The following is a 12,169-nucleotide window of genomic DNA, read 5'->3' on the forward strand; positions in this document are numbered from 1 at the left end:
CCAGCCTCCTGGCGGCGCCGCCGCGGGGGCAGGGCCGGCGTCCCGGTCAATCCGGGACCTTGGTCCCGCCGGCGGTGACCAGCACCTCCTCGAGCGGACGCCGGGCAGAGGCCGCGCTGAACGGCCCGTAGCCGAACCGCAGCACCGCTTGGGCGGCGTAGCCGTCAGAGGCGTCCTGCAAAAGCGCCCGCAGGTGAGGCACCTCCACCGGTTGGGTCATGATCGTCGAGGCCAGGCCGCGCACGGTCGCGGTCAGCAGTACCCGCTGCAGCGCCTGGCCACCACGCAGCCATTCGTCCGGTGTGTCGCCGCGGGTGTAGAGGACGGCGATCGTCGGTGCCCGCTCGAACGGAACGGGCTTGCGGCGGCGCGCCGGGCGAACCACGCTGAAGTCTCGGATCGGCACGACCTCCAACGCGTCCCAGGGGCCGAACGCCTCCGGTGGCACGCCGTCGCGGCGCTCCACTCCCGGACGGGTCCATTCGCTCAGCTCACGCCAGTACGCCGGGTCGTGACGGCGCCGTTGCTCGGCAATCCGCACCACATCGAGGACCGCGTCGCGGGCCGCCGGGTCGGTGATGACCAGCCGGGCGCGTTCGGTGTCGGCGGCGACGGTCAGGTCGGTCAGCGCCTCTTCGGGCACCGGGATGTCGGTGAACGGCTGCCGGTTGGTGTGCCGGCGGGGGATCGCGTCGGCCAGCATGATCGCGGTGGCCGGCGGCCGGGTCGCCGGTCCGACGGTGACCCGCGCGACCAGGTCAGGCTCGGACGGCTCCGGCAGCAGGCGCAGCACCGGCACGCGGCCACGCGCCAGCATCGCCGCCCGCAGGTTGAACACCGCCGCGCCCAGGCTGATGTACAGCTCACGACCGTTCGGGTCGAGCACGTCGAGTCGGCGGCCGCGATCGGCGAAAACCTCGATCGTGCCGCCGCACACCCGGAACCGCCACGGCTGGGTGTTGTGCACCGACGGCGCGGCGACGGCGTCCTCGAGGCACGCACGCAAGGCGCCCGACGGCACGCCGTCCGCATCGGCCGTCCAGTTGCCGCCGATCATCGCCCTTCACCCCTCCCGCGGTCGATCGCGCCGGCTCCACGCGCGCGTCGGCGCCCGGGAAGACCAGTGACTCGATGCCGCTGTCCAGCCACCTGACGACATAGGGCGGGTCACCGGCGTTGTTGCGCACCGCGGTGACGACACCGACCCGATTCGGGTCACCGACGTGCGTGCCCTGCAGAACGAGGCGGTCGCCGACGTTGGCCTTCATGGTGCCCTCCGATGAACATCGCCCCCGGTGGGAGCCTCTGCCCTGACCCTGCCGGCAGGCGGTGCCGCCGCTCCAGGGGCTTCCTGCCATGCGATTCGGGACCTTCGGCTCCGCGTGGCCGCTCCCTCGCGGCGAGCGGGAGCCCGATCGTGAACACCGCGCCGCAACCGGCGTCGACTCGACCGCGACAGTGCCGCCGTGCGCAGCTCCAGGCAACGGCGCAGCAGCTCGCGGATCTCGAGGTCGTCCTCGAGGACCAGCACAGTACCGCTCATGAGTTCAGCAGCCGGGGCCGACCGGCACGTGGTTGGGCGCGGTCAGGCCAAGCAAAGGAAGAGCCGCAGCCGCCGGGTACCAGCCGGACCGGGCTCCTCAGTGATAGCGGCGCAGCCCGCCGATGCCGTCCGGCAGGCCCGCCGCCTCGGCGGCGGTGAGAATCCAGACGTCGGCGCCGGTCAGCAGGCCGGCGCGGACAGCGACATCCACCATCCGCCCGCGGCGGCAAGCGTGTCCCAGTGCTGTCCGATCGCCCGGGCTGGGCGCCGCCCAGAGGTGATCGCCGAACCATGCCGGGCGCGTGTCAGCAGGGTCGTCGGCCACGAGGAGCGTCTCCACCTGTCCGGCCGCCAAGGCCGCCAGCGTCGGGCACAGGCCCTGCACCGCGCGGCCGTCCGGGCCGGCGGCCTCGTTCAGCTGGGCCAACGCCGCTGCGGTCCGTTCAGCCACGTACGCGTCGAGAAGCTGCGCCACGGCCGCCGGGCGGTTGGCCGCCGACCCGTCGGCGCCTCGTCCGCCGGGCATCCGGCGGACATCGACGCCGTGCTCCATGCGTGCGAGCCGGTCACGCAACAACTGCGTCGCGCGCACATCGCCGGCGACGAGGACCAGGTCGCCGCGCACCCGGTGCAGCTCCTCCACGACCGCCGTGGCGACCGCAGCCGCGTTGTGCTGCCAGGAATCCTCGGCACGACGCTGGTACCGCGGCTGAGACCAGCCGCCGGGCGCGTTCCGCTCGATCTCGTCGTCCGGGCCGAGGACACTGCGCTCGGCTCCGGTGAGCGCCCCGCGCGGCGCGGACACGAGGTCGGCACCGGTACGGTCGATTGCCACGATCACGTGTGGCGGTCGGCCTCGCAGCCAGGCCAGCAGCGGTCCGACGCGGGCAGGCGCCCCGAACGAGGCCAGATCATAGCGAGCTCCGCCCGGCAAAGATCGTGCCATCCGGAGCTCGCCAGCGGCCGCGAAGACCGCCACCTCGGTGGGGTACACCCGTAGGTCCGCGAGGTGCTGCCCAATGGCCGCCAGTGTGCGCTCGTCAGCGCCCTCGGCGCGCAGCCGCGCGGCCATCGCGCGCCAGCGCAGATAGAGATCCTCGCTCGTGTCGCCGGTCGGTTCGGACGGCTCAAGGCCCAAGTACAGCGATGCGGTCGCCGTCATCGGTTGGACGAGGTCTCGTATCGCGTCGAGGTCCGTGCGTTTCGTCGTCGACATCGTCCCCCCTCGTGCAAGAGGTGCCTCAGGCATTGATGAAGCCCGGCGTCAGCAGCCCGATCAGGTTGCCTTCCGGGTCCTGGAACAGGGCGAAAGCACCGACGTTCGTGATCGGGGTTGGCCCTTTGACCTGACGGCCACCCAGCTCGCCGACCCGGCGCAGGGCGGCGTCCAGGTCGTCGACCTGCACGTAGATGGTCACGTACGGTGGCATCTGCGCCGGCGTCCGCATGATGCCGCCACCGACTCCGTCGCCGGTCTCCACCAGGCCATACTCGGGGTCCTGCTCGTCGACCTTCCAACCGAACAGGTCCGCGTAGAACGCCTGCAGGCGTTTTGCGTCCCGGCCACCGATTTCCCAGTGCACCACCGGATGTGTCATGGCTGGTACCTCCATCCGCACTCGCGCGGGGCGAAGCGGTGTCCCGCTGGGGGCGGTATGTGGGGACGGTAGCGCGCCCGCTGCCGGTCGCGAACGGGCCGGAGGACCTCATCCGCCAGGACTTCAGCCCTGTCCTGGCGGATGGGGCGTGCGACCCGGCTATCCCTGGGACGCGACCATTCCTTGCCGGCCGCGGGCGGTCCGCTCGGCGCGCTCCTTGATACCCAGCAACATCTTGCGCTCCATGAGGAGGCTGCCCGGTTCCAGGACGAACATGTTGTAGAGCCGCCGCACGGCCGACGCGTACGGCGTCGCGATCACGTTGCGCGAGATCAGCCGAGTGCCGCCGTCCACCGGGTAGAGCGCGAACGTCCACACCCATGCGGCGTTGTCGGCGCGCAGGCACAGTACCCGCTCCGGTTCGAAGATCTCCACGGTCATGCTCGGTCCGTCCGCGCCGATCGGGAGCACGTCGCCGGCCTTGAGGTCCTGAAACTCGGGCAGGATCTCGTCGGCACTGTGCATGTCGAGCCCGAAGAGGTTTTCGATCCAGTCGTAGGTGTAGGCGCCGCCGCGGCGGCTGCCCATCTGCACGAGCCACGGCCAGATCGCTTCGGGCGGTGCGTCGATGGTCACCGCGCGGGTGGACAGCACATCGGGCTGTATGACGAGGTCGTCACCCGGGATTTCCCGTATGACCTCGTCGGGTGTGGCACCCCAGTGCAGGCAGCGGTCACGCAGCAGCAGCGGATAGGTGGAGGCCAGCGCGGCACCCAGCCCAGCCGCGGCAAGCGTCCAGCTCACTCGTCTATTCATCGGTCCTCCTCCGTCCGCGACCGGCCGCAGCTACGGACCCGGTACCGGGTTTCGACCCCTTCGGGTCATTCGGCACGCCGATCGCGGTCAGCATGGGCGGCAAACCGCAGGCTCCACCGCCCACACCTTCAAGCGTGCTGCTCCGGCTCCGAGTTGGCATGTGCCGTAGGTCCCGGGCGTGGGGGACCAACCGGCCGACCTCGACCCGCCGCAACGCTTTCGTCAGGCTGTCGTCCGGATCGCGACCGTGACGGCGTTGTCGTCTGCATGCACATCGGCCATTGCCTTGTTCGCGTCCGTTCGTCCGGCCACCGTCACGGCCAGCGAGCCCTCCTGACTCGCGGTGCCGGTGCGGCCGAGGTTGAAGGCGTACGTCCGAGACGCGCCCACCGCCGGTGCGTACATGTTGTCCAGGTGCACCCAGACGATCCCGCCACCCTGCGGTTCGACGCGTTCGCCGGTCCACCCGTCGCCCTCGCGGATGAGGTCGGCGGGCATCTGGAACATCAAGGCCACGTGGTCCGGCCGGACCACCTTCCGCACGGTGACTGTCACCCGCAGAGTGCCGTGCCGCACGCCGTCGACGGCAGGACCCAGCACCAGCGCCGCGGCGGACACCGCGAGGTCGGTCACCCGCGGGTTCGGCGGGAAGGTCGACGGACCCGCCACGAGGACGAACTTGCCGGACCGCCAAGCGTACGAGCGAGTCTGCCACTGCGGTAACGTTCCGTCCTCGCCACAGCACACCAGGAAGTCCGCCACCCGCACCCGCACGTACCCGGCCTGGGTAACCGAGAAGTCGCCGATCCTCTTGATCTGACCGGTCGTGGCGACGACGCGGCCGATTGTCATGATCTTGCCGTTCGCGTCCCGGTCAAGGGCCAACAGCTGCCAGCTGCCCCCCTCGTAGCCGGCGAAGACACTGACGACCGTCTCCTGTGCCCCGTCATGGTCAACGTCGCCGTAGGCGGCCTCGGTGAGGTGCAGGGGATCGCCGTTCGCGGGCGTGTTCTGACCATTGGTGAAACGCACCCAGCCCGACGGTCCAATGACGAACGCGTCGGACGGCCAGGCTGGAATGAATACCGTGGCGTTCCGCAGCACGCTCATCGGGATGCGCCCGTCTGGGACCGCCGCTGGCGGCTCGGTGGGCGCCGTTGTCGGCGATGGTACTGCCGGCTCGGTGGGTGCCGGTTGGGTCGGGCGGGGAGCCGCCGGCTGGTCGTCTTCGCCGCCGGTACGCGCGATCGCGTAAGCCAGCAGCGGCACGAGCAGCACCACGGCTGCCACGGCGGCCACTGTCAGCCACAGCCGCCGGCGATGTCCGTGCCCACCACCGCTGTCTCCTGGGTGGCCGCCGCCGGTCTCCGGCGGACCTCCAGCCGGCGGCGGACCGAGCGGAAGGGTGTCTGCCTCGTCCCAAGCGGGCGGGACGGGCGCCCTGCCCCGATCGACTACGTCCGGGGTACTCATCTCCCTCATCTCCCTCATCGCGCGATGGAACGCGGACGGAGGGGGCGCGCTGCAGGCAGGAAGGGGAGAGCGCGTCATCCCGCGCACGCTCCTACATTCCAGAGTGGATAGCCGCCGGCGGCTGGACACACGGCCGGAAGGCCCGTGGCGCCGGGCCAGACAGCCCATCGCCCGCCCTCCTCTGAAGGTGGCGTACCGGTCGGCGACGCCCGCCGGCCTCTGCGCTGGCCGCCGACACCGGATTTCCGTCTTGGCGACGGTGGGTCTTGTGGTTTTCGGAACCACGGCCTGGCATTCCGGTGCCGGCGGAGCCGCCCCTTTCCGGCGGGCGTCACACCCTCACGCTGCTCCGCGTGGCCGCCGGCCGGCAGGGTCCTGTGCAACGTGTCGGCGGGACCTTCGCCCCTGGGAGCGCCGCCGCGGCGACCGGCAGGCTGTAGCTGTGAGGTGATCACGATGACACGCGCGAAGCGATGGACCGTCGACATCTTCATCGACGAGCACGACGACGAGCGGCACACGCGCGCCGAGGCGCGCCTGCACACGCCGGATCGGATCGGCTTGGTCGGCACCGGCGAGGCGCGGCGCAATCCGGTGGATCGGGAAATACCCGAGATCGGTGATGAGCTGGCGGTCTCCCGGGCGCTGTCCGACCTCGGTCACCGCCTGCTGGAAGCGGCGGCCGGCGACATCGAGCAGATCACGCGGAAGGGCGCGCACCTGCCCAACTGAAAGACCGGAGGCGAAGAAAGATGAACTACCGGATCGCGATCAACGGGTTCGGCCGGATCGGCCGCAACTACCTGCGTGGGCTGCTGGACCGAAACCTGCTGGACGAAGGGTACGAGGTCGTCGCGGTCAACGACCTGTGGGAACCGGCCACTTTGGCGCACCTGCTGGCGTACGACTCGACGTTCGGCCCGCTCGACGCCGAGGTGAGTGTGGAGGAGACCACGATTGTCGTGGACGGCCGCCGGATCGCGACGTTCAGTGAACGCGAGCCGGAGCGGCTTCCGTGGGCGCAGGTTGGTGTCGATCTCGTGATCGAGGCGACCGGCAAGCTGCGTACCCGCGACGCGGCGGGCGGCCACCTCAAGGCCGGCGCGGGCCGGGTGCTGATCTCCGCGCCCGGCAAGAACGTGGACGCCACCATCGTGCTCGGTGTCAACGACGACGAGTATCACCCGCGGCAGCAGGTGATCTCCGCGGCCTCGTGCACGACCAACTGCGCCGCACCCATGGTCAAGGTGCTGCAGGACGCGTTCGGCGTGTCCCGCGGCTACCTGACGACCGTCCACGCCTACACCAACGACCAGGCGGTGCTGGACACCCCGCACAAGGACCTGCGCAGAGCCCGTTCCGCCGCGGTGAACATCATCCCGACCAGCACCGGTGCGGCCAAGGCGATCGGCCTTGTGCTGCCCACGGTGGCCGGCCGGTTGGACGGTGTCGCGCTGCGGGTCCCGGTCGAGGACGGCTCGATCGTCGACCTGACCGCGGAGCTCGCGCTGCCGGCCACCGTCGCGGAGATCAACGAAGCCTTCGCAGCGGCCGCGAACGGAGCGCTCACCGGTGTGCTGCGCTACGCCGACCGGCCGCTGGTCTCCCGCGACATCGTCGGCGATCCGGCATCGTGCGTCTTCGACGCTGGGCTGACCCAGTCGGAGGGGAGCCTGGTCAAGGTCTTCGGCTGGTACGACAACGAGTGGGGCTACACCAACCGTCTGATCGACCTCACCACCCTCATCGCCGGGAAGGGCTGACGGGAGGATCGGGCTCGGCCGTCGCGCCGAGCCCGACCCGTCCCAGAGCCGCCGTAGGCCCGATGGCACGTCCGGTTCGGGACCTTCGACCCTGTCCGATAGCTCAGACCTATCCGAGGATCGGTGGCGTGTCGCGGCGCGTACTGGAGCAGATCGATGTCGCGGATTGCCTGCGGCTGCTCGGGAGCGTCTCGCTCGGCCGGGTCGTGTACACCGAAAAGGCGCTGCCGGCGATCCGTCCCGTCAACCATGTCCTGGACGGCGATACGGTGATCATCCGTAGCCATCTTGGCGGGAGCCTGGCCACCGCGGTCGGTTCCGGGCGTGGGGTGGTGGTCGCCTACGAGGCAGACGACATCGACGTGGTCGACCAGCTCGGCTGGAGCGTCGTCGTCACCGGCGTCGCGCACCTGGTCGCAGACTCCCGCGAGGTGGCCCGCTACCAGGGGCTGCTGCGGCCGTGGGTGGACATCGCCACGGACTGCGTGATCCGTATCGAGGCGCGCATGGTCACCGGCTACCGCATCCGGGCTGCTGTGTCCTCAGTAGACGAGCAGGCCGCGGTCGCGGAACTGCCCGCGCACCCGCTCCAGTAGCGCAGGATCCGGTGCGGGCGTGCCGGCGAGCGGAAACCGCACGCCCAGCGCCTCGTACTTGGCCGCGCCGAGGCGGTGAAACGGCAGCACCTCAACCCGCTCCACCGTGGACAGGGATGCCGCGTGCCGGGCGGCGGCGTCCACGTTGGATGGATCGTCGGTCAGGCCGGGGACGAGCACGAAGCGGATCCACATCGGCACGCCCCGGTGGGCGAGGCGGCGGGCGAACCGCAGCGTGGGTGCGAGGTCGCCGCCGGTGACCCGGCGGTACGTGTCGGGGTCGCCGGACTTGATGTCCAGCAGGACCAGGCTCGTCGCGTCCAGCAGCGCGTCGCTGGCCCGGTCGCCGAGGAAGCCGGAGGTGTCAAGCGCCGTGTGCAGGCCGGCCTCCCGGGCCCGGTGCAGCAGCGCCTCGGCAAACTGTGGCTGCAGCAGCGGTTCGCCGCCGCTGACCGTGAGGCCGCCGCCGGCGACCTGGATGAAGCGGGTGTAGCCGGACACGATCGTCCACAGTGTGTCGAGTTCGGTGCGCTGACCGGGCCGCATCCGCCAGGTGTCCGGGTTCTGGCAGTACAGGCAGCGCAGCGGGCAGCCACCCAGAAACGCGACGAACCGCGTGCCAGGGCCGTCCACTCCCGTGGAGATGTCCCAGGAGTGGACCGCCCCGGCGATCGCTGTGCGGAGGGGGGTGCTCACAGCGATCCGTGGAATGTCCGGGAGACGACGTCCCGCTGCTGTTCCGGGGTCAGGCGGACGAAGTTGACCGCGTAGCCGGAGACCCGGATTGTCAGTTGCGGGTACCGCTCGGGGTGGGCCATGGCGTCTTCGAGGGTGGACCGGTCGAGCACGTTGACGTTCATGTGGTAGCCGCCGGCGTCGGTGTAGCCGTCGAGTACGCCGACCAGGTTGGTGATCTGCTCGTGGCGGCTGCGGCCGAGGCCGCCGGGGGTGATGGTGCTGGTGAGCGAGATCCCGTCGCGCGCGCTGTCGTAGGGCAGCTTTGCCACGGACAGGGCCGAGGCGACCAGGCCGTGCCGGTCGCGGCCGTTGCCGGGGTTGGCGCCGGGCGCGAACGGCTCACCGGCGCGGCGCCCGTCCGGTGTGTTGCCGGTGTTCTTGCCGTACACCACGTTGGAGGTGATGGTGAGCACCGACAGCGTCGCTTCGGCGCTGCGGTAGGTCGGCTGGCGGCGCAACCGGTCCATGAACGCCTCGACAAGCCACACCGCGATCTTGTCGGCGCGGTCGTCGTGGTTGCCGTAGCACGGAAAGTCGCCCTCGACACCGTAGTCGACGGCCAGTCCGGTCTCGTCGCGCAGCACCTTCACCTTGGCGTACTTGATCGCCGCCAGGCTGTCGACCGCGACGGACAGCCCGGCGATGCCGGTGGCCAGGAAGCGGTGGACGGGATAGTCGTGCAGCGCCATCTCCAGGCGTTCGTAGGCGTACTTGTCGTGCATGTAGTGGATGACGTTGAGCGCGTCGACGTACGTGGCCACCAGCCAGTCCAGGGTCCGTTCGAACGCGGCCACGACCTCGTCGTAGTCGAGGACCTCGCCGCCGACCGGTGCGGTCGCCGGCGCGATCTGCTGGCCGGTGATCTCGTCGCGGCCGCCGTTGATGGCGTACAGCAGCGCCTTGGCGAGGTTGGCGCGGGCGCCGAAGAACTGCATGTCCTTGCCCACGCGCATGGCGGACACGCAGCAGGCGATCGCCGTGTCGGCGCCGTACGCGGGGCGCAGCAGCTCGTCATTCTCGTACTGCACCGCGCTGGTGTCCAGCGACACCTGGGCGCAGAACCGCTTGAACCCCTCGGGCAGGGCCGGCGACCACAGCACGGTCAGGTTCGGCTCCGGGGCCGGGCCCAGGTTGTACAGCGTCTGCAGGAACCGGAACGACGTGCGGGTGACCAGGGTGCGGCCGTCGCGGGCCATGCCGCCCAGCGATTCGGTGACCCACGTCGGGTCGCCGGAGAAGAGCTGGTCGTACTCGGGCGTGCGCAGGAAGCGGATGATCCGCAGCTTGATGACGAGGTCGTCGACCAGTTCCTGGGCCCGCTGTTCGGTCAGGCGCCCTTCGGCGATGTCCCGCTGCAGGTAGATGTCCAGGAAGGTGGCGGTGCGGCCGAGCGACATCGCCGCGCCGTTCTGCTCCTTGGTGGCGGCCAGGTAGGCGAAGTACAGCCACTGGACCGCCTCGCGTCCCGTGGTAGCCGGGCCGGAGATGTCGTACCCGTATGCGGCGGCCATCTGCTTGAGTTCGTCCAGGGCCCGCACCTGCTCGGCCAGCTCCTCCCGGTCCCGGATGACGGTGGGGGAGGAGGCGAACGCGTCGAGGCGGGCCTTGTCGGCCAGCCGGCCCGCGATCAGCTGGTCCACGCCGTACAGGGCCACGCGCCGGTAGTCGCCGATGATGCGGCCGCGGCCGTAGGCGTCGGGCAGGCCGGTGATGATGTGCGAGCGGCGGGCCTTGCGCACGGCGTCGGAGTAGGCGTCGAACACGCCTTCGTTGTGCGTCTTGCGGTGCGCGGTGAACGTCTGCTTCACCCGCGGGTCGAGGCTGTAGCCGTAGGCCGCCAGCCCGCTCTCGACCATGCGGATCCCGCCGTTGGGCATGATGGCGCGGCGCAGCGGGGCGTCGGTCTGCAGCCCGACGATCAGCTCCTTGTCCCGGTCGATGTAGCCGGGCCTGTGCGAGGTGATGGTCGACGGCGTGGCGGCGTCGACGTCGTACACGCCCTGGCGGCGCTCCTGCGCGAACAGCGGCCCCAGCCCGTCCCACAGCGCGGCCGTGCGCGCGGTCGGCCCGCTCAGAAATCCGGCGTCCCCCTCGTACGGGGTGTAGTTGTGCCGGATGAACGCGGCCACGTCTATCCGCTGCCGCCAGCCGTCGCCCACGAATCCGCGCCAGGCGTCGAGCCTCGTCATGACTTCCTCCATCGGTCGGGTGGCGGCGTCAGGCCGCAGGGGTGAGAACGGGGGCGGGCTCCGTTGCCCGTGCGGTGGCGACGACCAGGACGGCCGGGTGGCGATGATGGGTCAACTGCCGGGCGAGCGTGGCGGGAAGGCTTTTACGGCGCAGGCCGTTCGCGGTGTCGCTGCCGATCACCACGACGTCGGCGATGGTGGCCGCATGGCTGAGCGCGGTGACAGGTTCGGCGAGCACCAGCTCGCGGACGATCGGTGGGCGCGGGGACAGGCCGGCCGCGGCCTCGGCTATGCGGTCGCGCTGCATGCGGTGCAGATCCAGCCGCGCCTCGAACAGCGCGTCCCGGTCGCGGGCTGCCGCCCGATCGCGGTCTGGCCAGGCCGTCACGACCAGGACGCTGGCGCCGATGCGCGCCGCTTCCCGCACCGCCCACCACAACGCGTCGCGGGCGGCCGCTGACGCGTCGAGTCCCACGACGATCCGTTGCTGTGCCATCTGACCCTCCCTGTCCGGCTACCTTCAGCTTTCGCCTTGCAGGTCCGGTCGGGCAGGGCCACAAGTCCCATGATGATCGGGACCATGCCCATCACGGTCGTCAGTTGCAGTCGCCCGGCTCGCGGACCACCACCACCGGGCAGTGGCCGTGGCGCAGCAGATGCTGGCCGACGGTGCCCAGTGGCAGACGGCTGTACTCGCCGGCGCCGCGCGGACCTACCACCGCCAGCTGGGCGCGGCGGCTTGCCTCCACCAGCACCTCGGCGGCCGGGCCGCGAGCCATCTCCCACGTTGTGGATACCCGCGGGAACTTGTCCTTCCAGGCGGCAACCGTCGCGGCCAGGTGTCCGTGCGCGCGGTCGGGCACGGCGTCGCGGTCGTGGTGGCGCGGCGCAGACCAGGCCTGGATCGTATGCACGGCGAGCCCACGCCGGTCGGCGTAGTCGAAGCCGAACGCGAGCGCGCGCAACGACATCGCAGAGCCGTCGAGGCCGACCAGCACGTGGCCAGCGCCGGCGCTCGGATGCTCCGGCTCGCGCACGACCGTGACGGGGCAATGGGCGTGGGCGGCCAGGGCCAGGCCGACCGAGCCGAGCACCGGACCAGTGAACCGATCCGGGCCACGGCTGCCCACCACGACGAGGGAAGCATGGTGGGACTGCATGGTCAGGATGACGTGCGGCGGCCCGGCCAGCACAGCACCGGTGACGGTGACCCCGGGGCGTGCGGCCCGTGCGGCACTGACGCCGGCGTCCACCACCGACTCGGCCTGCGCCCTGGCGGCAGCTGCGGGCCACGGCGCGCACGGACAGGCCATCCCCGGCTGGCACGCGTAGAGCAGGCGTACCGGCGCGCCGTGGCTGGCCGCCTCGTCCACCGCCCAGACAGCGGCGGCAACGGCGTCTTCAGTGCCGTCGAAGCCAACGACGATCGGTCCGGTCACCATGATCTTCCTCC

The 12,169-nt window shown here is 70.9% G+C and carries 12 protein-coding genes and 1 pseudogene; 3 read left to right on the plus strand and 10 right to left on the minus strand.

The genetic code is table 11. The features are described from left to right. Positions 1-46 precede the first annotated feature (46 nt). The 6 genes and pseudogenes from Phou_RS28435 to Phou_RS28460 all read right to left on the minus strand — a co-directional run bounded on the left by Phou_RS28435 (position 47) and on the right by Phou_RS28460 (position 5,247). A complete protein-coding gene (locus Phou_RS28435; RefSeq protein WP_173061244.1) occupies positions 47-1,057 on the minus strand; it encodes an Acg family FMN-binding oxidoreductase in 1,011 nt (336 codons plus the stop codon). Positions 1,058-1,106: 49 nt separating this feature from the next. Then, positions 1,107-1,358 (minus strand): annotated as a pseudogene (locus Phou_RS55060) (DUF1918 domain-containing protein); the annotation flags it as partial. A 282-nt stretch (positions 1,359-1,640) separates the two neighbouring features. Beyond that, positions 1,641-2,705: a baeRF2 domain-containing protein gene (locus Phou_RS28445; RefSeq protein WP_173061248.1), complete on the minus strand. Its 1,065-nt coding sequence runs from the start codon at positions 2,703-2,705 to the stop codon at positions 1,641-1,643. Positions 2,706-2,784: 79 nt separating this feature from the next. Next, a complete protein-coding gene (locus tag Phou_RS28450; protein WP_173061251.1) occupies positions 2,785-3,141 on the minus strand; it encodes a VOC family protein in 357 nt (118 codons plus the stop codon). A gap of 159 nt (positions 3,142-3,300) precedes the next feature. Continuing rightward, entirely contained in the window at positions 3,301-3,957 is a 657-nt protein-coding gene (locus Phou_RS28455) for an SRPBCC family protein (RefSeq protein ID WP_173061254.1), read from the minus strand. A gap of 222 nt (positions 3,958-4,179) precedes the next feature. Further along, entirely contained in the window at positions 4,180-5,247 is a 1,068-nt protein-coding gene (locus Phou_RS28460; RefSeq protein ID WP_173061257.1) for a hypothetical protein, read from the minus strand. Positions 5,248-5,886: 639 nt separating this feature from the next. On the opposite strand from Phou_RS28460, the gene Phou_RS28465 reads away from it, so the two are divergent. From Phou_RS28465 to Phou_RS28475, 3 genes are all read left to right on the plus strand, one after another. Beyond that, the gene (locus tag Phou_RS28465; RefSeq protein ID WP_173061260.1) at positions 5,887-6,162 is read left to right on the plus strand and encodes a DUF1876 domain-containing protein; all 276 of its coding nucleotides are present in this window, start codon (positions 5,887-5,889) and stop codon (positions 6,160-6,162) included. A gap of 20 nt (positions 6,163-6,182) precedes the next feature. Beyond that, on the plus strand, positions 6,183-7,193 hold the full coding sequence (gene gap / locus Phou_RS28470; protein WP_173061263.1) for a type I glyceraldehyde-3-phosphate dehydrogenase: 1,011 nt from the start codon (positions 6,183-6,185) through the stop codon (positions 7,191-7,193). A 128-nt stretch (positions 7,194-7,321) separates the two neighbouring features. Beyond that, positions 7,322-7,789, plus strand: coding sequence for a pyridoxamine 5'-phosphate oxidase family protein (locus Phou_RS28475; protein ID WP_218579236.1), 468 nt, complete (start codon positions 7,322-7,324; stop codon positions 7,787-7,789). Here the strand turns inward: Phou_RS28475 and pflA are convergent. The 4 genes from pflA to Phou_RS28495 all read right to left on the minus strand — a co-directional run bounded on the left by pflA (position 7,736) and on the right by Phou_RS28495 (position 12,158). Next, entirely contained in the window at positions 7,736-8,485 is a 750-nt protein-coding gene (pflA, locus tag Phou_RS28480) for a pyruvate formate-lyase-activating protein (RefSeq protein WP_173061269.1), read from the minus strand. The two genes, Phou_RS28475 and pflA, sit on opposite strands and share 54 nt — an antisense overlap. After that, positions 8,482-10,716, minus strand: coding sequence for a formate C-acetyltransferase (pflB, locus tag Phou_RS28485; protein WP_218579237.1), 2,235 nt, complete (start codon positions 10,714-10,716; stop codon positions 8,482-8,484). Before pflB ends, pflA begins: the two co-directional genes overlap by 4 nt. Before the next feature lie 28 nt (positions 10,717-10,744). Continuing rightward, positions 10,745-11,212, minus strand: a complete 468-nt coding sequence (locus Phou_RS28490; RefSeq protein WP_173061275.1) for a universal stress protein — start codon at positions 11,210-11,212, stop codon at positions 10,745-10,747. Positions 11,213-11,312: 100 nt separating this feature from the next. Continuing rightward, a complete protein-coding gene (locus tag Phou_RS28495; protein WP_173061278.1) occupies positions 11,313-12,158 on the minus strand; it encodes a universal stress protein in 846 nt (281 codons plus the stop codon). Positions 12,159-12,169: the final 11 nt, after the last annotated feature.

Source organism: Phytohabitans houttuyneae (assembly GCF_011764425.1).
Classification (GTDB): Bacteria; Actinomycetota; Actinomycetes; order Mycobacteriales; family Micromonosporaceae; genus Phytohabitans; species Phytohabitans houttuyneae.